Origin of the sequence: Aquitalea sp. ASV15 (genome assembly GCF_016429115.1) — a bacterium.
GTDB classification, from domain to species: domain Bacteria; phylum Pseudomonadota; class Gammaproteobacteria; order Burkholderiales; family Chromobacteriaceae; genus Aquitalea; species Aquitalea magnusonii.
This window is the reverse complement of record NZ_JAELTZ010000006.1, coordinates 22,978-44,481: the sequence shown is the minus strand read 5'-3', so window position 1 is coordinate 44,481 and position 21,504 is coordinate 22,978. Positions and strand designations below refer to the sequence as shown.

Annotated in this window: 21 protein-coding genes; 13 read left to right on the top strand and 8 right to left on the bottom strand. The window is 61.0% G+C overall.

Annotated features, from left to right (window positions below):
- Positions 1-84: 84 nt before the first annotated feature.
- From rsgA to JHD64_RS03945, 3 genes are read right to left on the bottom strand one after another with little or no spacing between them, the layout of a single operon-like run.
- A complete protein-coding gene (rsgA, locus tag JHD64_RS03955) occupies positions 85-969 on the bottom strand; it encodes a ribosome small subunit-dependent GTPase A (protein WP_059286756.1) in 885 nt (294 codons plus the stop codon).
- On the bottom strand, positions 966-1,292 hold the full coding sequence (locus JHD64_RS03950) for a 4a-hydroxytetrahydrobiopterin dehydratase (RefSeq protein ID WP_199052327.1): 327 nt from the start codon (positions 1,290-1,292) through the stop codon (positions 966-968). The genes rsgA and JHD64_RS03950 overlap by 4 nt, the downstream gene beginning before the upstream one ends.
- Entirely contained in the window at positions 1,289-2,536 is a 1,248-nt protein-coding gene (locus JHD64_RS03945; RefSeq protein WP_199052326.1) for a M48 family metallopeptidase, read from the bottom strand. The genes JHD64_RS03950 and JHD64_RS03945 overlap by 4 nt, the downstream gene beginning before the upstream one ends.
- Before the next feature lie 73 nt (positions 2,537-2,609).
- Here JHD64_RS03945 and orn point away from each other — a divergent pair, with 73 nt between their 5' ends.
- From orn to JHD64_RS03930, 3 genes are all read left to right on the top strand, one after another.
- On the top strand, positions 2,610-3,155 hold the full coding sequence (gene orn / locus JHD64_RS03940; RefSeq protein WP_059286753.1) for an oligoribonuclease: 546 nt from the start codon (positions 2,610-2,612) through the stop codon (positions 3,153-3,155).
- Positions 3,156-3,295: 140 nt separating this feature from the next.
- On the top strand, positions 3,296-4,948 hold the full coding sequence (gene pgi / locus JHD64_RS03935; RefSeq protein WP_199052325.1) for a glucose-6-phosphate isomerase: 1,653 nt from the start codon (positions 3,296-3,298) through the stop codon (positions 4,946-4,948).
- Positions 4,941-5,444, top strand: coding sequence for a CinA family protein (locus tag JHD64_RS03930; RefSeq protein WP_199052324.1), 504 nt, complete (start codon positions 4,941-4,943; stop codon positions 5,442-5,444). Before pgi ends, JHD64_RS03930 begins: the two co-directional genes overlap by 8 nt.
- A gap of 62 nt (positions 5,445-5,506) precedes the next feature.
- Here JHD64_RS03930 and nudC read toward each other — a convergent pair whose 3' ends face one another.
- The 5 genes from nudC to JHD64_RS03905 all read right to left on the bottom strand — a co-directional run bounded on the left by nudC (position 5,507) and on the right by JHD64_RS03905 (position 11,543).
- Positions 5,507-6,301 carry an NAD(+) diphosphatase gene (gene nudC / locus JHD64_RS03925; protein ID WP_199052323.1) on the bottom strand — a complete coding sequence of 265 codons (795 nt, stop codon included), beginning with the start codon at positions 6,299-6,301 and terminating at the stop codon, positions 5,507-5,509.
- A gap of 86 nt (positions 6,302-6,387) precedes the next feature.
- Positions 6,388-7,509, bottom strand: coding sequence for a YbdK family carboxylate-amine ligase (locus tag JHD64_RS03920; protein ID WP_199052322.1), 1,122 nt, complete (start codon positions 7,507-7,509; stop codon positions 6,388-6,390).
- 1 nt (position 7,510) lies between these two features.
- The gene (locus JHD64_RS03915; protein ID WP_199052321.1) at positions 7,511-8,710 is read right to left on the bottom strand and encodes a cation:proton antiporter; all 1,200 of its coding nucleotides are present in this window, start codon (positions 8,708-8,710) and stop codon (positions 7,511-7,513) included.
- 236 nt (positions 8,711-8,946) lie between these two features.
- Positions 8,947-10,272: an MFS transporter gene (locus tag JHD64_RS03910; RefSeq protein WP_199052320.1), complete on the bottom strand. Its 1,326-nt coding sequence runs from the start codon at positions 10,270-10,272 to the stop codon at positions 8,947-8,949.
- A gap of 233 nt (positions 10,273-10,505) precedes the next feature.
- On the bottom strand, positions 10,506-11,543 hold the full coding sequence (locus JHD64_RS03905; protein ID WP_199052319.1) for a nitronate monooxygenase family protein: 1,038 nt from the start codon (positions 11,541-11,543) through the stop codon (positions 10,506-10,508).
- Between JHD64_RS03905 and JHD64_RS03900 the strand changes: the two genes are divergently transcribed.
- The 10 genes from JHD64_RS03900 (at position 11,542) to bamA (ending at position 21,492) form a co-directional block, all read left to right on the top strand.
- Positions 11,542-11,823 (top strand): hypothetical protein, encoded by a 282-nt coding sequence (locus JHD64_RS03900; protein ID WP_233170318.1) that lies wholly within the window; start codon positions 11,542-11,544, stop codon positions 11,821-11,823. The genes JHD64_RS03905 and JHD64_RS03900 overlap by 2 nt on opposite strands.
- Positions 11,824-11,969: 146 nt before the next feature.
- The gene (gene rpsB / locus JHD64_RS03895; protein ID WP_059285475.1) at positions 11,970-12,698 is read left to right on the top strand and encodes a 30S ribosomal protein S2; all 729 of its coding nucleotides are present in this window, start codon (positions 11,970-11,972) and stop codon (positions 12,696-12,698) included.
- Positions 12,699-12,771: 73 nt separating this feature from the next.
- Entirely contained in the window at positions 12,772-13,638 is an 867-nt protein-coding gene (tsf, locus tag JHD64_RS03890; RefSeq protein WP_059285474.1) for a translation elongation factor Ts, read from the top strand.
- A 92-nt stretch (positions 13,639-13,730) separates the two neighbouring features.
- Positions 13,731-14,450 carry a UMP kinase gene (gene pyrH, locus JHD64_RS03885; protein ID WP_045844999.1) on the top strand — a complete coding sequence of 240 codons (720 nt, stop codon included), beginning with the start codon at positions 13,731-13,733 and terminating at the stop codon, positions 14,448-14,450.
- Between the two features lie 81 nt (positions 14,451-14,531).
- Entirely contained in the window at positions 14,532-15,089 is a 558-nt protein-coding gene (gene frr, locus JHD64_RS03880) for a ribosome recycling factor (RefSeq protein ID WP_059285473.1), read from the top strand.
- A gap of 11 nt (positions 15,090-15,100) precedes the next feature.
- Positions 15,101-15,850, top strand: coding sequence for an isoprenyl transferase (locus JHD64_RS03875; protein ID WP_199052318.1), 750 nt, complete (start codon positions 15,101-15,103; stop codon positions 15,848-15,850).
- A 6-nt stretch (positions 15,851-15,856) separates the two neighbouring features.
- Positions 15,857-16,663 (top strand): phosphatidate cytidylyltransferase, encoded by an 807-nt coding sequence (locus JHD64_RS03870; protein WP_199052317.1) that lies wholly within the window; start codon positions 15,857-15,859, stop codon positions 16,661-16,663.
- Positions 16,664-16,672: 9 nt separating this feature from the next.
- Positions 16,673-17,854 (top strand): 1-deoxy-D-xylulose-5-phosphate reductoisomerase, encoded by a 1,182-nt coding sequence (gene ispC, locus JHD64_RS03865; protein WP_199052316.1) that lies wholly within the window; start codon positions 16,673-16,675, stop codon positions 17,852-17,854.
- A complete protein-coding gene (rseP, locus tag JHD64_RS03860) occupies positions 17,848-19,194 on the top strand; it encodes an RIP metalloprotease RseP (protein ID WP_199052315.1) in 1,347 nt (448 codons plus the stop codon). Before ispC ends, rseP begins: the two co-directional genes overlap by 7 nt.
- Positions 19,195-19,203: 9 nt before the next feature.
- Positions 19,204-21,492, top strand: a complete 2,289-nt coding sequence (gene bamA, locus JHD64_RS03855; RefSeq protein WP_199052314.1) for an outer membrane protein assembly factor BamA — start codon at positions 19,204-19,206, stop codon at positions 21,490-21,492.
- Positions 21,493-21,504 lie beyond the last annotated feature (12 nt).

Below are 21,504 nucleotides of genomic sequence, written 5' to 3'. Positions count from 1 at the left end.
TGATCTCGAAGTCTGATATGACTTTTTTCTTACCAGAATATGAGTCCTGCACCGAATTGTAAACAGGCCAGATGACAAAACGTTTTATGCCGTATGATTTAACAATTCATTACTTAAACGTTGTAGTAAATCCAGCCTTTGCCGGGATATCGTGCCATCTGCTGCCGCCTGCTTGATCGCGCAATCCGGCTCCTTGCGGTGGGTGCAATTGTGGAAGCGGCACTGGCCGATTAGCGGGCGCATTTCCGGGAAGTAGTGCAGCAGGTCGGTGGCTTGCAAATGCTTGAGGCCGAATTCCTGCAGGCCGGGGGAATCGATCAGGTCGCTGCCCGGCGACAGGGTGTCCAGATGATAGAGCGTGGCATGGGTGGTGGTGTGCTTGCCGGAATCCAGGGCCTCGGAAATGTCGCCGATGCGGGCATTGGCCTCGGGCAGCAGGGCGTTGGTGAGGGTGGATTTGCCCATGCCGGACTGGCCGACAAAAACGCAGGTTTCTCCATCCAGTAGCGGCAGCAGCGGGCTCATGTCCTGTTTGGCGGACAGGGTAATCATCTTGTAGCCGAGTGCGGCATAGGGCTGCAGCTTTTCGATCAGCGCGGCGGTTTCCGGCAGGTCGGCCTTGTTGACCAGGATGACCGGGTCGATGTCGGCGGCCTCGGCGGCGATCAGGCAGCGGTTGAGCAGCTCTTCGCTGGGGCTGGGAACGGCGGCAATCACAAACAGGATGCGGCTGACATTGGCGGCAATGACCTTGGTTTTCCAGTCGTCCTGGCGGTAGAGCAGGCTGCTGCGCGGCAGGCTTGCCTCGATGACGGCCTGTTCCTTGTTCTGAATCAGGATTTCCACGCGGTCGCCGCAGGCGAAGTCCACCCGTTTGCCGCGGGTGGAGCAGCCGTAGGTCTGGCCTTCGGCTTCCACGATGAAGCGGCGGCCATGGCTGCGGATGATCTGTCCGATGGCTGCTCTCATGTCCGGCCTTGCAGCGCTTCGGTTTTTGCCGCGCAAATGAAGTCGTTGAGGGTCAGTCCGCCGGCATCGTGGGTGCTGAAGTGCACCACAGCGCGGTTGTAGTGCACCGACAGGTCGGGGTGGTGGTCTTCCTGATGGGCAATCCAGGCCAGGGCATTCACAAAGGCCATGGTCTGGTAATAGTCGTCAAAGCGGAAGGTCTTGCACAGCTCGATGCCTTTGATTTCCCAGCCTGGCAGGGTGGACAGGAATTGATTGATGGTGCTGGAGTCCAGCGGGCTTTTGCCGTGCTGGGCCTCGCAATGCAGGGTGAGCAGATTCATGGATGGTCTCCTTGCAGGTGGGCGATGCGCAGGCTCGCCGGGGGGTGGGAGTCGTAAAACGCCGAGTGCAGCGGGTCTGGTGTCAGGGTGGATGCGTTGTCACGATAGAGTTTGACCAGCGCGGCGACCAGATGGTGCGCCTCGGACTGGCTGGCGGCAAATGCATCCGCCTCGTATTCGTGACGGCGTGACAGCAGGCTGGACAGCGGCGTCAGCGGAAAGGTGAAGGCCGGCACGGCAAGGAAGAACAGAATCAGTGCCATGGCGGTGCTGGGGGTGCTGACGCCCAGCGCCTGGTAGAACCAGCCGGCATGCAGCAATTGACCCAGTATGAACAGAAAGCCCAGCGACAGGGCAAAGGCAAAGCCGATGCGCTTGACGATGTGCTTGCGTTTGAAGTGGCCCAGCTCGTGTGCCAGCACGGCTTCGATTTCTTCTGCTGACAGCTGTTTGAGCAAGGTATCAAAAAAGACGATGCGCTTGGCGCTGCCAAAGCCGGTGAAATAGGCATTGCCATGACTGGAACGACGCGAGCCATCCATCACGAACACGCCCTGGCTGGTAAAGCCGGTACGCGCCAGCAGGGCTTCGATGCGCTGCTTCAGTTCCAGGTCTTCCAGTGGCTGGAAACGGTTGAACAGCGGGGCGATCAGTGTCGGATACAACGCCACCATCAAGAGCTGGAAAGCTGACCAGACCAGCCACACCCACAGCCACCACAGCGGCCCGGCCTGCGCCATCAGCCACAGCACCAGTGCCAGCAGTGGCAGGCCGATCAGCGCGCCAATGGCACTGCCTTTGATGGCATCCAGCACGAACATGGCCAGCGTCATTTTGTTGAAGCCGAAACGCGCCTCGATGCGGAAGGTGCTATACAGCGTGATAGGCAGGCTGATGGCGGAGGTGAGCAGGGCCAGGGCCGTCACCAGCAGCAGGCCGCTGCCGATGTCGCCCAGGTTCAGGCTGCTGATCTGCCGCGCCAGCCAGTCGAGTACACCGCCCAGCGTCAGCACGGTGATCAGGGTGGTGTCGATGACGCTGGACAACAGGCCGAGCCGGGTTTTGGCCATGCTGTAGTCGGCGGCATGCTGGTGCTGCTGCAGCGTGATGGCGTCGGCAAACTCGGCCGGTACGCGGGCACGATGGCGTGCAATATGGCGGATGTGGCGCCAGCCCAGCCACAATTTGAGAATCAGGGTCAGCGCCAGAGCGGCCAGGAAGAGATAGCGGAATGCCTCGGTCATGATTTACGCAGGTGGGTTTGCCGCCACGGCGGCAATGAAGGAAAATACTCGGGTTTCGCAAAGATTGGACAGTATGGCACAAGATCAGAACAACCTCATCTGGCTCGACATGGAAATGACCGGGCTGAATCCTGAAACCGACCGCATTATCGAAGTGGCGATGATTGCCACCGACAGCCAGTTGAATGTGCTGGGACAGTCTCCCGTGCTGGTGATTCATCAGCCGGACAGTGTGCTGGACGCCATGGATGACTGGAACAAGAATACCCATGGCAAAAGCGGCCTGATTGCCAGGGTCAAGGCTTCCACGCTGAGTGTGGCCGAGGCCGAGGCTGCGCTGCTGGCCTTCATGGCCGAGTATGTGCCGGCGCGTACCACGCCGATGTGTGGCAACACCATTCATCAGGATCGCCGTTTCATGGTGCGCTGGATGCCGCAGCTGGAGGAGTATTTCCACTACCGCAATCTGGATGTGTCCACGCTGAAAGAGCTGTGCAAGCGTTGGCGGCCGGAGGTGGCGCGCGGCGTGGTCAAGCGTGGCAAGCACGAGGCGCTGGCGGATATCGAGGAATCCATCGAAGAGCTGAAATACTACCGCGAACACTTTCTCAAGGTGTGATGTAGTGCGGGCACTACGGTGGTAATATGCATTCTGCAAAGGGGACGCCAGTCCCCTTTATTCTTGCCAGCCCGGCCACTGCTGGCGGGGTGAGTAAAGCACAGTCCAATTCCATTTTTGAATGCAGCCATTTCACGACCATGTTTGACGACAGCAAAACCGGCATCAATCACAGCCCCGTCTGGGCCAAGCTGCACCAGCACCAGCGTGCCACCCGTTTCATGCAGATGCGTGAACTGTTCCAGGCCGATGCCCAGCGCTTTCAGCGCTTTTCCTTGCGGCTGGACGGCCTGCTGCTGGATTACTCGAAAAACCGCATTACCGAACGTACGCTGGAGCTGTTGATCGATCTGGCACACGAGGCCGAACTGCCAGACTGGATGCAGCGCATGCGCTGCGGTGAGCGCATCAATGTCAGCGAACGGCGCGCCGTGCTGCACACTGCCTTGCGCCTGCCGCAATCGGCCAGCCTGGTCGTGGACGGGCAGGATGTGGTGCCAGAGGTGCATGCCGTGCTGCAGCGCATGCGGGTATTCAGCGACAAAGTGCGCAGCGGCCAGTGGCTGGGCTATACCGGCCAGCCGATACGCGATGTGGTGAACCTGGGGATTGGCGGCTCCGATCTGGGACCGCTGGTGGTGAAGGAAGCGCTGGCGGCCTATGCCCATCCTGGGCTGAAAGTACATTTTGTCTCCAATGTCGATGGCCAGCATATCGCCCGTACGCTGGAGCAGCTGGACCCGGCGACCACCTTGTTCGTGGTGGCCTCCAAATCGTTTACCACGCCGGAAACCCTGCTTAATGCCGAGGCGGCCAAGGCCTGGTTTTTGCAGGCAGCCAGCCAGGGCGACATTGCCCGGCATTTTGTTGCCGTGTCCACCAATGCGCCGGCAGTGCAGGCCTTTGGCATTGATACCGAACACATGTTCGGCTTCTGGGATTGGGTGGGTGGTCGCTATTCGGTCTGGTCGGCCATTGGCCTGCCGGTGATGCTGGCGGTGGGCTACGACTGCTTCCGCCAGTTTCTGGATGGCGCGCATGCCATGGATGAACACTTCTTCCATGCACCGCTGGCACAGAACATGCCGGTGCTGCTGGCGCTGATCGGCATCTGGTACAACACCTTTTATCAGGCGCACACCCACGCCATCATGCCGTACGACCATGGCCTGCGCCGCCTGCCTGCCCATATCCAGCAGCTGGACATGGAATCGAACGGCAAGCGGGTAGGGCGTTTTGGTGCGCCGCTGGATTTTGATACCGGGCCGGTGATCTGGGGTGAAGAAGGGGCCAATAGTCAGCATGCCTTTTTCCAGCTGCTGCATCAGGGCACCCGCTTGGTGCCCTGCGATTTCATCGTGCCGATGAACAGTCATTACGGGCTGGAACAGCAGCATCGCGTGCTGGTGGCCAACTGCCTTGCCCAGTCCGAGGCGCTGATGCGCGGCAAGAGCGAGGCCGAGGTCATGGCCGAATTGCCGGACATGCCTGGCGAAGAGCTGGACATGCTGCTGCCGCAAAAGCTGTTTCCGGGTAATCAGCCGTCCAACACCATTGCGCTGGACAAGGTCACGCCGCGCACCCTGGGCATGCTGCTGGCGCTGTATGAGCACAAGGTGTTTGTGCAGGGCGTCATCTGGGGCATCAATTCCTTTGATCAGTGGGGTGTGGAGTATGGCAAGCAGCTGGCCCGGCGCATACTGCCCGAGCTGGACGCGGCGGCGGCCGCGCCTGCGGCACACGATAGTTCAACCCGCGGTTTGATCGAATATTTCAGGAGTGTGCATGGATAAGCAGGCAGCCGCGCTGGCGGCACAACTGGGCCAGCTGCTGCTGGCGCGGGGCGAAACGGTGGCGACGGCAGAATCCTGCACTGGCGGCATGATTGCCGCTGCGCTGACCGATATTGCCGGCAGCTCGGCCTGGTTCGGCTATGGCCTGGTCAGCTACAGCAATGAGGCCAAGCAGGATCTGCTGGGGGTGCAGGCCGCCACGCTGGCCGAACACGGTGCCGTGAGTGAGGCCGTGGTACGGCAGATGGCGGCCGGTGCGCGTGAGCGTGCCGCTGCGGACTGGGCGGTGGCGGTGTCCGGCATTGCCGGGCCGGGTGGTGGTTCGCCGGCCAAGCCGGTGGGCACGGTATGGCTGGCCCTGGCCGGGCCGGATGGCCTGAGCCAGGCCTTTGTCTGCCACTTTGCCGGTGACCGGGCGGCGGTGCGCCAGCAGACCGTGCTGACCGCGCTGGGCCGTTTGCTGCAGTTGATCGAGGACTGCGCGCTGTCGGCCTGAGCCTGCGGTGTGCCGTCAACAAAAAAGGGGAGCCATGGGCTCCCCTTTGGCATGACGACTGCTCAGGCTTGTGTTTGGCGCAGCCAGTCGCTGGTGTGGCGAATCAGCTGATAGGCCACCGACAGCTGGGCCGGGATGGTGGGCAGGGCGTCAATGTGATACCAGCCGGCATCCTCGATTTCGCCAGGCTGCGGGCGGATGTCGCCGCCATCATACTCGGCCGTGAATGCCAGCATCAGTGAGTGCGGAAACGGCCAGGATTGCGAGCAGACATAGCGCAGGTTTTTCACCCGCACGCCCACTTCCTCCAGGGTTTCGCGGTGCACGCACTGCTCCACGGTTTCCCCGGGTTCGACAAAGCCGGCCAGGGCACTGTATACGCCGGGCAGGAAATGCGGGCTGCGTGCCAGCAGCAGCTCCTGGCCACGATACACCGCCACCATCATGGCGGGCGACAGCCGTGGGTAGTAGAGCTGGCCACAGCCGGGGCAGTGCTTGCCCTGATCGTGGCCGTGCTGTTGCAGCGGGCTGGCGCAGTGGCCGCAAAAACGGTGGGTATGCTGAAACTGGCGCAGCTGCGCAGCACGGGCGATGCCGGCGGTTTGCTCCGGTGGCAGTGCCATCAGCGCGGCCCGCAGCGGCAGCCACTCGCAATCCGGCGGTGGCGGGCCGATCAGGTCGGCCGCATACAGATTGCTGCCTTGTTGCTGGTCGATGAACAGACGGTTGGCCAGCGGCCAGTGGCGGGCGGCATCGCCAGGCAGTGCCTGGTTTTGCAGCAGCAGGCGCGTGCCATCGAAAATGCACCAGCGCGTGGGAAGATCGGGATTCAGGTGTTCGGGCAGTTCGAGCGGCATGATGGGGCTTTGGGACGCTAAGCTGCCAGTTTAGCTGCTGCGGGCGGCCATGTCTGCTGCATTGCACCGCCGGCTGTGTTGCGGCCTCAGGCCGCGCTGCCATACATCCAGTGCTCGCTCTGGCGACGCACCACCTCGGACAGCGAGCCGCTGCGGTGGTGGATGGCGCGCAGCCACTGGCTATCCGACTGGCGTTTGAGCGTGCGCTCGCGCAGCAGGCTCAGCTCCTTTTCGCAGTTCAGTGCCCTTGCTTGCGGCTGCAGGGCATTGAGCGTGCCCAGCAGATCCTCCTGCAGGCCGGTTTGCTGGCGTGCCGCGCCATCCACCAGTACGCCATCGAAGCCAAAGCGGCAGGCCTGGAAGCGGTTGTAATTGTAAGTGTGATAGTGCGCGGCCTGGATGTCGTGCCATTCCTCGCTCAGGCAGCGATGCGCCAGCATCTGGGCATAGGCTGCCAGCAGCGTGGGGGTGACGATGTCCAGCGGGGTGTCACAGATGCGGATTTCCACCGTGCCATATTCCGGCTTGGGGCGGATGTCCCAGTAAAAGTCCTTCATGCTGGCGACAATGCCCAGTTCGGCCATGTGCTGAAAATAATCGTTGAATTGCGCCCAGTTTTCCACGCAAGGCATGCAGCCGGACAGGGGGAAGGCATTGACGCTGGTCAGGCGCGAGGTCTGGAACAGCGTATCCATGCCCTGATAAAAGGGCGATGAGGCGGACAGGGCGATAAAGTGCGGAATGTAGCGTGCCAGATAATGACTGAGGCGGATGGCGCTGTCGCCATCGGGGCAGCCGATATGGATGTGCTGGCCGTACACGGTGAACTGTTTGGCCAGATAGCCGTATAGCTCGGAAACCAGCTGATAGCGTTCCTTGGGGTAGATCTGCTGCTCGCTCCAGTGCTGGAAAGGGTGGGAGCCGCCGCCAGCCAGCCCAAGGTTGAGTTTTTGCGCGCTGCTGACCAGCAGGGCGCGGATGCGCTGCAGCTCCTGCAGCATGGCATCGCTGCCCTGATGAATGGCGGTGCCGATTTCAATCATGCCCTGGGTGATTTCCGGCTTGATGTCATAGCCGTGCTGCTGGCGGTCTATCAGCAGCAGCAAGTCGTCCGAACCACGCGTCAGATTGTAGTCGCGGCGGTTGACGATCATCAGTTCCAGTTCCACGCCCAGGGTCAGCGGGGTGCTGTTATTGAAGTGCAGCATGTCAGTCCTCCGATGGAATGTCGCCCGCCCGGTGCAAGGCCAGGCGGGTCAGTAGCGGGCCGGTCAGTTCACTGATGACAAAAACCGCCATCATGGTGCCGCTAAAGGCGCTGGCATCCGCGCCCAGTGCCAGCGTGCTCATGCCCAATAGCATGGCGCTGCCACCGGACAGCGGGTTGAGTGCCAGCCCCAGCCACAGGCCGCGCTGGCGGCTCAGGCAGTTTTGCGGGGCCAGCAGCCACCAGCACAGCATGGGGATGGCCGAGCGCAGCAGCAGGTAGGCCAGGGCCAGTGGCCAATGGCTGGCCAGCGCCTGTGGTGCCAGCTGGGCGCCGGCGGCAACAAAAAAGGCGACAAAGAAAAAATGGCTGCCGCTGAGCAGGCCCGGTTCACTCACCGTGTGCCCCCCGTGCAGATTGCGGGTTGCCAGGCCGAAAACCAGCAGGGCCAGCGAGGGCAGGGCGTTCAGCATGACGGACAGCCCCACCAGCAGGGCGATCAGGCCGAACAGCAGGACGGTCTGCCGCTGCCGTTGCTGGCTGCCCAGCCAGCGGTTGAGGGCGATGGCCAGCAGGCCGGCCAGCAGGCCGAGCAGGCTGGAGCCAAGAATCAGCCAGGCTGGCGACAGGATGGCATCCTCGGTGCTGTGCTGGTTTTGCAGATGGACCGAGCTGAGGGCGATGGCGAAGACAATGACCGACAGCAAGCTGGACAGCGCGGTGGCCGTGGTCAGCCTTTCGCTGACCTGGCCCTCGGCACGGGTCTCGCGCAGCATTTCCAGAATGACGATGGGCGAGGTGGCCATGCCCAGTGCGGCCATCATGGAGCTGGCCTGCCAGCCCAGTCCGCCTTGCAACAGCAGGGCGCACAGGGCGGCAAACACCGCCAGGCAATAGCACAGGGTGGTCAGCAGCAAGGTGCGCTCCACGCGCAGCCAGTGCAGGTCGACCCGGCGCCCGCTTTCAAACAGTGCCAGCCCCAGGGCCAGATTGACGAACAGGTCGGCGGCGCTGAGCAATGGCTGGCTCAGCAGGTGCAGGCTGGCCGGGCCGATGATCAGGCCGGTCAGGACATAGCCGGTAATGGCCGGCAGGCGGCCGGCACGGTTGGCGATCTGGCCGCCGATGACGCCCAGCGTCAGCAGAATGCCAAAGGCCGCCAGCGGGTTAAGGGAAAGACTGTGCCAGGGCAGGTGGCTCATGAGCGTCTCCGTGGTCTGTTGGTAAGGCCCGCCGGGGCGGGCATGAGGCCGGGAGTGTGGTATGGAACAGCTGTGCAGATGGCGTGAAGTGCCGGGTGAATAAATTAGTGACTGCTGATTTGCTGCGAGGGTTCCGTCATCGAATGAATTAATTCGTGCTGCGTTGCGGAATTATCCTGGGCGGTAAGTATGGATACGGCCCCGAAGGGCCGTGGAAAAAGCAATTTGCGGGGCAGTCAGTGCAGTGTCGATGTGCTGCCTGCGCGCTGGGGTGATTCGGTCAGCAGCAGATAAACGCCCAGTACGACCCCCATGCCGCACAGGCTGACCACGTAATGGGCCGGGGCCAGCGGATCAGCCCGCAGCCACAGCGAAACCGCCATCGGTGTGAGGCCGCCGAAAATGGCGTAGGCGACATTGTAGGAAAATGACAGCCCGCTAAAGCGCACTGCTGGCGGAAAGGCACGCACCATGACGAAGGGCACCGCCCCGACAATACCGACGCAGAAACCGGTCAGGGCGTATAGCGCATACAGCTGGCTGCCATCGCTGGCCACGCTGCTGTAAAAGTAATGGCTGCACGCTCCCAGCAACAGGCAGCCGCCGATGAAGGTCAGGCCGCTGCCCAGGCGGTCGATGATGCGCCCGGCCAGGATGCAGCCAGCGCTCAGGGCGATGGTAGCCAGGCTGTTGGCCTTGAGGGTGGTCGCGGCATCCATGCCGAACTGTTTTTGCAGATAGGTGGGTGTCATCAGGATGACCACCACGATGGCGGCCGACAGCAGCCAGGTCAGCAGCATGGAAAGGATGATCGCGCGTTTGTGCTGGCGCAGCACGGTTTTCAGTGGCAATTCATCGGCCAGGGCTTTGCGCGCCTGCATTTCGGCAAACACCGGTGTTTCCTGCAGCCATTGGCGCAGATACATCGCCAGCAAGCCAAACACGCCACCCACCAGGAAAGGCAGGCGCCAGGCCCAGTTGCTGATTTGTTCCGGGCTGAAGCTGCTGTTGATCAGGGTGGCCAGCAGCGAGCCCAGCAGGATGCCGGCGGTGAGGCCGGCAGTCAGCGTGCCGCAGGCATAGCCGGTGTGGCGGGTGGGCACATGTTCGGCCACGAATACCCAGGCACCGGGCACTTCACCGCCAATCGCCGCTCCCTGCAGGATGCGCAAGGCCAGCAAAGCCAGCGGCGCGGCAATGCCGATGCTGGCGTAAGTGGGCAGCATGCCCATCAGCAAGGTGGGAACGGCCATCAGCACGATGGACAAGGTGAACATGCGCTTGCGTCCCAGCTTGTCACCAAAGTGCGCCATGACAATGCCGCCCAGCGGACGCGCCAGATAGCCGGCGGCAAAGATGCCGAAGGTCTGGAACTGGCGCAGCCAGTCCGGCATGTCCGGCGGGAAAAACAGCTTGCCGATGACCAGGGCAAAAAACACGAAAATGATGAAGTCGTAAAACTCCAGCGCGCCGCCGAGGGCAGCCAGCGCCAGGGTGCGGTAGTCCTGCCGATTGAGCGGGCGTAGCGGGTTGGGGTCGGTCTCGTGGTGATGCGGGATCATGGGTAATCTCTTGTCAGTGTGGGCTGGTCGCTCTGTGGCGGCCTGCGGCCGGGCGGGTGGGTCAGCCTGAGAGAATACGGGAAGGGATGGGGACGGGCAATGCGGCAAGATGCGGCGATTCAGCATCTTGTTGCGTGCAAGGCGGGTTTAATCGAGGTAAATCCCGCTGTTTGCGGCGATGCAGTGTGAAAAATGCGCCGCCAGTCGAATGGAATGAATGGCGGCGCGCTGCGCTAGGCTTGCAGTTGCTGCAGCCGGCTCAGGCCATGCCCGGCCTCCTGCATGATGCGCTCGAACAGCTGCTGCACACTGGGAACATCATCAATCAAGCCCTGCACCTGGCCGATCAACTGCACGCCATGCTGGTGATCGCCCTCCTCAATGGCCAGGCGGATGGATTCGGTCGCCGCGCCAAACAGCGCCAGCTGGCGCAGTTCCTGCGGTTTTTGCAGCATGCCGCCCACGGCTACCTTCCATACCGGCATGCCCAGCTTGCGGGCGATGGCGCTGGCCTTCCAGGCGGCAGCCAGCAGATTCATCGGCTTGCGGGTGGCGGCACGGGCGGTGGGGGTGTCCATCATGCGGCACCACAGGCCGTCGAAATTACGCGAATACAAAGTATCAGCCACGCTGCGCTGGCGAATCATCTCCTTGCTGCGCTCATGCACCGGGCTTTCGCGGGTCATGGCCAGGCGGCTACCCATGGCCACGGCATCGGCACCCAGCGCCAGGGCGGCCAGCAGGCCAGCACCACTGCCAAAGCCACCGGCGGCAATAATGGGCAGGCTGCTGACCTTGCGAATGGCGGGAATCAGCACCAGCGATGTCACCTCGCCACCATGGGCTGCCGCTTCATGGCCGGTGACCAGCAGGCCGTCCACGCCGGCTTTTTCTGCCGAAATGGCATGCTTCTCGGTGACCACGGTGGCAAGCACCTTGCCACCATAGGCATGGGCGCGCTCGACGATCCAGTCGCCCTTGCCCAGCGAGAAGTTGATGACGGGCACTTGTTCTTCCAGTGCCACCTCGCAGTTTTCGCGCGCGCCCGGCATCATCAGCGTGCAGCCAATGCCAAAGGGCTTGTCGGTCAGTTCGCGGATGCGGCGGATGGCGGCGCGGGTTTGTGTCGGATTAAGTGGCCCGCTGGCCAGAATGCCCAGCCCACCGGCATTGGCGGTGGCGGCTACCAGTTCGGGGGTGGCGATATAGCTCATGCCGGGGCAGGCGAGTGGCAGGCGCACGCCAAAGGTTTCGGTAAAGCGGGTTTGCATGATGGTGGCCGGGCGGGTGGTTTACAATGTGCCGCTATTGTTCAGGCTTTTTTCGAAAAATTCAAACGGTTGTTTGATTATGTACATGGTATTGATCGGCTGGCTCTACGTGGTGTTGATGCTGGCGGTGGCGCAGAACAGCCTGTGGGCTACGTTCTCCATCCTGTTTTTCCTCGGCTTCCTGCCCACCCTGTTTATTGCAAGAATGACACGGCGCAAGCTGCGAAAAAGGCAGGAATCGGCCCGCGAGCAGGCAAACACCGGCAAGACGCTTGAGTGAGCCTGCCCGGTGGTGCTAGAATCTTGCGTCCTCTACATTGGGTAGGGGAATAAACTACGCACATCCGTGCCAAAGGGTGCCGTCATTTTTCTGATACTGACGGTTGTCTGCGCGGATGGAGGCTTAACCCTTTAAGGAGTTTTTGCATGTCCACCAACGTTACCATGCGTCAAATGCTTGAGGCCGGTGTTCACTTCGGCCACCAAACCCGTTTCTGGAACCCGAAGATGGCTCAGTACATCTTTGGCAGCCGCAACAAGATCCACATCATCAACCTGGAAAAGACTCTGCCGCTGTTCATCAGCGCCCAGGAATATGTGCGTCGTCTGGCCGCCAACAAGGGTACCGTAATGTTTGTTGGTACCAAGCGTCAGGCACGTGAGATCGTCCGTGAAGAAGCCGCTCGCGCTGGCATGCCGTTTGTTGATCACCGCTGGCTCGGCGGCATGCTGACCAACTACAAGACCGTGAAGCAGTCCATCAAGCGTCTTGAAGAAAAGCGTGCCATCCTGGAAGGCGCTGACATGGGCTACAACAAGAAAGAACTGTTGGACCTGCAACGCGAAGTTGACAAACTGGAACGCTCGCTGGGCGGTATCAAAGATATGAAGGGCCTGCCGGACGCCATCTTCGTTATCGACACTGGCTACCAGAAAGGTACCATCGTTGAAGCCAAGAAACTGGGCATCCCGGTAATCGGCGTTGTTGATACCAACAACTCCCCGGACGGCATCGACTACGTAGTTCCGGGTAACGACGACTCCAGTCGCGCTATCCGCCTGTACGCTCGCGGCATCGCCGACGCCGTGCTGGAAGGCCGCGCTCAGTCGCTGCAAGAAGTCGTAGCCGCTGCTGAAACGGCCCAGGCTGAGTAAGCAGACTCGAAAGGGGGCGCAAGCCCCTTTTTTTAGACCTGATTACCTTACGTATCGAATACAGGAGTTACAAATGGCGGAAATTACCGCAAAGATGGTTTCGGATCTGCGCGCTGCTACCGGCCTGGGCATGATGGAGTGCAAAAAAGCCCTGGTTGAAGCGGAAGGCGACGCGGCCAAGGCCGAAGAAATTCTGCGCATCAAGTCCGGTAACAAGGCTTCCAAGATGGCTGGCCGTCTGGCTGCCGAAGGTATCATCGGTTCTTACGTTGCCGGCGGCGTTGGCGCCCTGGTTGAAGTGAACTGTGAAACCGACTTTGTAGCCAAGGACCCGACTTTCGTTGCCCTGGCCAATGCTGCCGCCCAGGCTGCTGCCACTGCCAACCCGGCCGATGTGGAAGCCCTGTCCGCTGTGGTGATCGACGGCCAGTCCGTTGAAGACATCCGCAAGGCTGCCATCGCCAAGCTGGGCGAAAACATGACCATCCGCCGTTTCGTGCGTTACGAAACCGACGGCACCATCGCCACCTACCTGCACGGTGCCAAGATCGGCGTGATCGTCGACCTGAAGGGTGACGAAGCGCTGGGTCGTGACATCGCCATGCACATCGCTGCTTCCAAGCCGATCTGTGTATCCAAGGAGCAGGTTCCGGCCGAAACCCTGGAACAAGAGCGCAAGATCTACACCGCGCAGGCTGCTGAATCCGGCAAGCCGGCCGACATCGTCGCCAAGATGGTGGAAGGCCGCGTCAACAAGTTCCTGGCTGAAGTGACCCTGGTAGGTCAGCCTTTCGTCAAGAACCCGGACGTGACCGTAGAAAAGCTGCTGGCTGAAAAATCTGCTTCCGTAAATGCATTCGCCATGTTCGTTGTTGGCGAAGGCATCGAGAAGAAGGTTGTAGACTATGCTGCTGAAGTGGCTGCCGCTGCCAAGCTGTAAGTCTGACAAGACTGTATGATCGAACGGCACCCTGCCTGCAGGGTGCCGTTTTGCAAACTGAACGCCCTAAAAACACCCAACTCGAGGTTATCATGAGCCAAGCTCCTTCCTATAAACGCATTCTGCTCAAGCTGTCTGGTGAAGCCCTGATGGGTGACGATAACTATGGCATCAACCGCTCGACCATCGAGCAGATTGTTGGCCAGATCAAGGAAGTGGTAGAGCTTGGCGTGCAGGTGGGCATCGTGATTGGTGGTGGCAATATCTTCCGCGGCGTGTCCAGTGCAGCCAGCGGCATGGACCGTGCCACGGCCGACTACATGGGCATGATGGCGACGGTGATGAATGCCCTGGCGCTGAAGGATGCCATGGGCAAGGTGGGCGTGGTGGCCCGCGTGCAGTCCGCGCTGACCATGCAGCAGATCGCCGAGCCCTATGTGCGCGGTAAGGCCATGCAGTATCTGGAAGAAGGCAAGGTGGTGATTTTCGGTGCCGGCACCGGCAACCCCTTCTTTACCACCGATACCGCAGCCGCCCTGCGCGGCATGGAAATGAACGTGGACATCATGCTCAAGGCCACCAAGGTCGATGGCGTGTACACTGACGACCCGAAGAAAAATCCGGATGCCGTGCGCTACCAGACCCTGACCTTCGATGAGGCCATCGGCCGCAATCTGAAGGTGATGGATGCCACCGCCTTCGCGCTGTGCCGCGACCAGCACCTGAACATCAAGGTGTTCAGCATCTTCAAGCAGGGCGCACTCAAGCGCGTAGTGCTTGGCGAAGATGAAGGCACGCTGGTACACTGCTGAGCTTGATGAATACCAAGGGGCGGAAACGGCTGGTAGCCGCTTTCCGCCTTGTTTTTCAAAGTACCGATTTTTGGAGCAAGCATGATTAATGAAGTCAAGAAATCCGCCGAGCAGAAGATGAGCAAGTCTCTGGAGGCGTTCAAGACCGACCTGACCAAAGTGCGCACGGGTCGCGCCCACACCGGCATTCTTGATCATGTCATGGTCGATTACTACGGTAGCGATGTGCCGGTGAATCAGGTGGCCAATGTCAGCCTGATCGATGCCCGCACCATCGGTGTGCAAGCCTGGGAAAAAAACATGGTGGCCAAGATCGAAAAAGCCATCCGTGACTCCGATCTGGGCCTGAACCCGGCATCCATGGGTGACATCATCCGTGTGCCGATGCCGATGCTGACTGAAGAGCGTCGTCGTGACCTGATCAAGGTGGTGCGCAGCGAGGCTGAAGGTGCGCGTGTTGCCGTGCGTAACATCCGCCGCGACGCCAACAATGAATTCAAGAACCTGATCAAGGACAAGTCCATCACCGAAGATGACGAGCGCCGCGGTCAGGACGATATCCAGAAGATGACCGACAAGTTCATCGCCGAGATCGACAAGGCACTGGCGGCCAAAGAAGCAGACCTGATGGCGGTATAAAGGAAATAGCCTTGTTTGGAAGCTCCACCAAGGACGTGCCGGAGGTGCGCTGCGTACCCCGGCATATCGCCATCATCATGGATGGCAATGGCCGCTGGGCCAAGAAGCGTTTCCTGCCACGGGTAGCCGGCCACAAAAAAGGGCTGGATACCGTGCGCGAAGTGGTGACCGCCTGCAAGGAGCTGGGGGTGGAGTACCTGACGCTGTTCGCCTTTTCCACGGAAAACTGGCGGCGGCCGCAGGATGAGGTGTCCTTTCTGATGGAGCTGTTCCTGCGTGCGCTGGAAAGCGAAGTCAGCAAGCTGCATGCCAACAATATCCGGCTGCGGGTACTGGGTACGCGCGAGCGTTTCAGCCCGGCGCTGGCCGAGCGTATCCAGGCGGCGGAAGACAAGACGGCCGGCAATGATGGCCTGGTGCTGAGCATTGCTGCCGATTATGGTGGCCGCTGGGATGTGCTCCATGCCGTCAACGGCCTGATTGCCGATGGTGTCAGTGAAATCACCGAAGAGAATCTGGCCGCGCGCTTGTCCACGCACTGGGCGCCGGAGCCCGACCTGTTCATCCGCACGGGTGGCGAGCAGCGCATCAGCAACTTCCTGTTGTGGCAGCTGGCTTATTCCGAGCTGTACTTTACCGATCTGTTGTGGCCGGACTTTGATCGCACGGCCCTGGAGGGCGCGCTCAATTCCTATCGCGAACGCGAGCGCCGCTTTGGCCGTACCAGCGAACAGCTGCCGGTCCAGCAGCGCAGAAACTGATCCTCCATGCTCAAGACTCGCATTCTGACTGCCCTGGTCTTGCTGCCGCTGATGCTGGCAGCCCTGTTCCTGTTTCCGGCCAATGTCTGGGCCGGCTTTTCCTGGCTGATCATCCTGCTGGCGCTGTGGGAATTCTCCCGCATGGCCGGTCTGCACGGTGCGCGGCAATGGGCCTATCTGGTACTGAGCAGCGCATTCGCTGGCCTGTCCTGGTGGCAGGGCTGGCATATGCCGCTGGCTGCTCATGGCCTGGCGCTGGCGTTCTGGTTGCTGGTGATGCCCTTGTGGCTGGTGCGGCGCTGGAAGCTGACTTCGCAGCCGCTGGCCATGCTACTGGGCTGGTTGCTGATGCTGCCGGCCTGGTATGGTTTTCTGGAATGGCGGCCACAGCCCGACAGCGCCCATGCCCTGACCTTGCTGGCCGTCATGGGCCTGGTGTGGGTGGCGGATGTGGCGGCCTATTTCTCTGGCAAAGCCTTCGGCAAGCACAAGCTGGCGCCTTCCATCAGCCCTGGCAAGAGCTGGGAGGGCGTGTACGGCGCACTGGTCGGCGTGGCGGTGTACGTGGTCATTGTCAGCAAGCTGGGCTGGATCTCGGTAGGCTTGCCTCTGTGGGGGCTGGTGCTGCTGGCCTTGCCGCTTACCGCGGTCAGCGTCTGTGGTGATCTGCTGGAATCCTGGTTCAAGCGCGTCTCGGGCATGAAGGACAGCAGCAAGCTGCTGCCTGGCCATGGCGGCGTTTACGACCGAATCGATAGTCTCATTGCCGTTCTGGCAGTCAGCAATGCGCTGCGCGTGCTGGGCGGGCTGTAAGCTCATCTCATGAAACCTCAAGGCATTGCAGTTCTTGGGGCAACCGGCAGCATCGGCGTCAACACGCTGGATGTGGTTGCCCGTCATCCTGATCGTTACCGTGTGGTCGCCCTGAGTGGCCACCGCCAGGTGGATCGCCTGTTCGAGCAGGCTTGTCGTTTTCTTCCCCTTTATGTCGTGGTGGCAGATGCTGTCGCCGCCAATGCCTTGCAAGGCAGGCTGCGTGAGCAGGGCCTGGCCACCGAGGTGCTGCACGGCGCAGCCGCGCTGGAGCGGGTGGCTGCCTTGCCGGAAGTCGATGTGGTGATGGCTGCCATTGTCGGCGCTGCCGGTTTGCCATCGGCCATGGCGGCGGCGCGTGCCGGCAAGAAAATCCTGCTGGCCAACAAGGAGGCGCTGGTGGTGGCTGGCCGGCTGTTCATGGAGGCGGTGCGTGAGCATGGTGCCACGCTGCTGCCGGTGGATAGCGAGCACAATGCCATTTTCCAGTCCTTGCCGCATGACTATGCCGGCAATCTGGACGTCTCCGGCATTCGCAAGATCATCCTGACCGCCTCGGGTGGTCCGTTCCGCCGGCACAGTGCCGACGCCTTGCTGAATGTGACCGTGGAAGATGCCTGCCGTCATCCCAACTGGGTGATGGGGCGCAAGATTTCCGTTGATTCTGCCAGCCTGATGAACAAGGGGCTGGAGGTGATCGAGGCGCACTGGCTGTTTGCTGCACCACCGGAACGCATCGATGTGGTGGTCCATCCGCAAAGTGTCATCCATTCCATGGTGCAATACCGCGATGGCTCGGTGCTGGCGCAGCTGGGTTCCCCGGACATGCGTACGCCGATCGCCTGCGCACTGGCCTGGCCGGAGCGCATCGAGGCGGGGGTGACCTCGCTGGACTTCTTCAGCATGGGCTCGCTCACCTTCGAGCAGCCGGATTTGCAGCGCTTTCCCTGCCTGGGGCTGGCCTTTGCCAGCTTGCAAAGCGGTGGCGATGCGCCGGCCGTGCTCAATGCAGCCAATGAAGTGGCGGTGGCAGCCTTTCTGGAGGGTCGCCTGCGCTTTGTCGATATCGCCAGGGTGGTGGAAGCCACGCTGGCCGGTGTCAGCCTGTCGGCCAGCAATACGCTGGCGGCACTGCTGGACAAGGATGGCGAGGCGCGACGCTTTGCCGCAAACAAGGTGGGCTCATGCTGACATTCATTGCATTCCTGGTGGCCATCGGCGTACTGGTCACCTTTCACGAACTGGGTCACTTCTGGGTGGCGCGGCTGTGTGGAGTCAAGGTGCTGCGCTTTTCCGTCGGTTTCGGCAAGCCGCTCTGCACCTTTCAGCGCGGCGACACCGAGTGGGCCATCAGCCCGATTCCGCTGGGCGGCTATGTACGCATGCTGGATGAACGCGAAATGGAAGTGCCGGCCGGGGAGCGTCATCTGGCCTTCAATAACCAGCCTGTGCTCAAGCGCATGGCCATCGTGGTGGCCGGTCCGCTGGCCAATCTGCTGCTGGCGGTCTTGTTTTACTGGGCAGTGATCGCCGGCGGCATGGTGCAACTGTCGCCGCAGGTGGGCACGGTGCTGACCCCCAGCCTGGCGGCCACTGCCGGTTTTCAGCCGGGCGACCGCGTGTTGTCGGTCAACGGCCAGCCGGTGGCAGACTGGCAGCAGCTGCGACTGGCGCTGGTGGATGCTGCCGGCAGTGGTGATGTGCCGATTCGCGTGCAGGTGAAAACGCCACAGGCCACCACGCAGTTGCGCAGCATCGACCCGGCGCAGGCGGATGAAGAGGCGCTCAAGGCGCTGGAACAGGGCAATCCCGGCCTGATGCCGCTGCGCTACCTGCCGGCCATTGGTGGCGTGGAAGAGGGTGGCGTGGCAGCCAAGGCCGGTCTCAAGGCGGGTGACAAGCTGTTGTCGGCAGATGGCAAACCGCTGGCCAGCTGGGATGCCTGGGTCAAGCTGATTCACGAAAGTCCGGGCAAGGAATTGCTGATCCGTATCGAGCGCGACGGCAAGCCGCTGGATGTCAAGCTGCGCCCGGCCACCGTGGCCGATGGCGACGTGATGATTGGTCGTATCGGTGCGGCGCCGCTGGTGGATGGCGCCTGGATGAAGCAGCTGAGCTTCATGCACAAGCCTGGCGTGGCCGAAGCCGCTGTCGAGGCCTTGCACAAGACCGGCAGCACGGCGTGGATGAGCCTGAAATTCCTCGGGCGCATGGTGATCGGTCAGGCCTCGCTGGACAATCTGTCCGGGCCGCTGACCATTGCCAGCATCGCCGGCCAGACCGCGCGCGAGGGCTGGAGCCCGTATCTTGAATTTCTGGCGCTGATCAGTGTCAGTATCGGCGTGTTGAATCTCTTGCCAATACCTGTGCTGGATGGCGGGCACTTAATGTATTATGTCGCGGAGCTGGTCAAAGGCCGCCCGTTGAGCGAGCGTGCGCAACTGTTTGGACAGAAGATCGGATTCATCCTGCTGGCGTCGCTGATGCTGTTTGCCGTGCTGAACGATATCAGCCGCCTTTTTGGGGGTTAAAACAAACCTATGAAATTGAAACTACTTGCGGCCGCTGTGCTGGGCATGACTACGGCAACAGCTGTTTGGGCTGCAGATCCGTTCGTGATCAAGGATATCCGGGTTGAAGGCCTGCAGCGTACCGAAGCCGGTACCGTCTTCAACTATCTCCCGGTCAAGGTGGGCGACACCTTCAGCGAACAAAAGGCGCGTGAATCCATCAAGAGCCTGTTTGCCACCGGCTTTTTCGACGATGTGCGGGTAGAGTCGCGCGACGGCGTGGTGATTGTGGCCGTGGCCGAGCGCCCGGTGATTACCCAGCTCAACATCAATGGCGCCAAGGAATTCAGCAAGGATCAGCTGAAAAAGGCACTGAAGGACAACGGCTTTGCCGAATCGCGCATTTTCGACCAGGCCTTGCTGGACGGTGCGGTACAGGAACTGAAGCGCCAGTACTACAGCCGCGGCAAGTATGCGGTGGAAATCACCCCGCAGGTGACCAAGCTGGAGCGCAATCGCGTCGCGGTCACCCTGGACATCACCGAAGGCATTACCGCCCAGATCAAGGACATCCATATCGTCGGCAACAAGGCCTTTACCCAGGACCAGTTGCTGGACGAGATGACGCTGACTTCCGGTGGCTGGCTGTCCTGGCTGACCAAGGATAACCAGTACTCCAAGCAGAAGCTGACCGGCGACCTGGAAAAGCTCAAGGCCTTCTACCAGAACCAGGGTTATCTGGAATTCAATATCGAATCCACCCAGGTTTCCATGAGTGCCGACAAGGAACACATGTTCCTCACCATCAATGTCAGCGAAGGCGGCAAGTTCACCGTTTCCGACATCAAGCTGGCCGGCGATCTGAAAGTGCCCGAGGCGGATCTGCGCAAGCTGATCACCATCAAGAACGGCGAAGTGTTCAATAACGAGAAGGTGACCGAAAGCGTCAAGGCGCTGAGCGACCGCCTGGGCAATGAAGGCTATGCCTTTGCCAATGTGAACGCACTGCCGGAAATCAACCGTGACAAGAAGCAGGTCGGCTTCACCTTCTTCGTCGATCCGGGCCGCAAGACTTATGTACGCCGTGTCAACATCGCCGGCAATACCAAGACGCGCGATGAAGTGGTGCGGCGCGAACTGCGCCAGCTGGAAGGTGCTCCCTACAATGCGGCCAACGTCAAGCGCAGCAAGGAGCGTATCGAGCTGCTGGGCTACTTTGAAGATGTCACCGTGGAAACCCCGGCGGTGGCTGATGCCGCCGATCAGGTGGACATGAACATCAACCTGAAAGAGCGTGCTACCGGCAGCATCTCCGCCGGCGTGGGCTTTGTGCAGGGTGAGGGCATCCAGCTGTCGGCCAGCATTTCGCAGAGCAATATCTTTGGCTCCGGCAAATACATGTCTTTCGGTATTTCCAACGGCAAGGTGAACAAGAACATCTCGCTGTCGTTTACCGATCCGTACTTCACTCCGGACGGCGTCAGCCTCGGCTACGACCTGTACCACCGTGTGTACAATCCGGATGCCACCTCGACCTCGGCCTACAAGACCTCGACCGATGGTGCCGCGGTACGTTTTGGCGTGCCGGTGACCGAATTTGACCGCATCAATTTCAGCCTTGGTGTGGAACAGACCAAGATCACCACTTACGACACCAGTCCGCAGCGCTATATCGACTTCGTCAACCAGCATGGTTCAACGAACAAGACCCTGCTGGGTTCGGTCAGCTGGGGCCGCGATACCCGCGACAGCTCGCTGTGGCCGACGCGTGGCGCCTCGATCAAGGTGCAGGCGGATGCCGGTCTGCCGGGTGGCGATCTCGAGTACTACCGCCTGACGCATAGCCAGCAGTGGTTCTTCCCGCTATCCAAGACCTATACCCTGATGCTGAACGGTGAGGTGGGCTATGCCAATGGTTATGGCAAGACTTCCACCCTGCCGTTCTTCCAGAACTTCTATCTGGGCGGCATCGGTTCGGTACGTGGCTACGACACCAACAGCCTGGGTCCGAAAGACACCAATGGCGACTACATGGGCGGTACCCGCAAGGCGGTGGCCAATGCCGAAGTGTTGTTCCCCTTCCCGGGCATGAAGGACAACAAATCGGTACGTGCCAGTGTGTTCTTCGATGCCGGTACGGTGTGGGATACCACCATTACTGGCAGCACCCCCAGCAGCGAACTGCGTTACTCCACCGGTTTTGCCGTGACCTGGCTGTCGCCGCTGGGTCCGATGAAGTTCAGCTACGCCGATCCGCTGCGCAAGAAGGAAGGCGACAAGCAGCAGCGCTTCCAGTTCCAGCTGGGCACTGTCTTCTAAACGGAAAGAGGC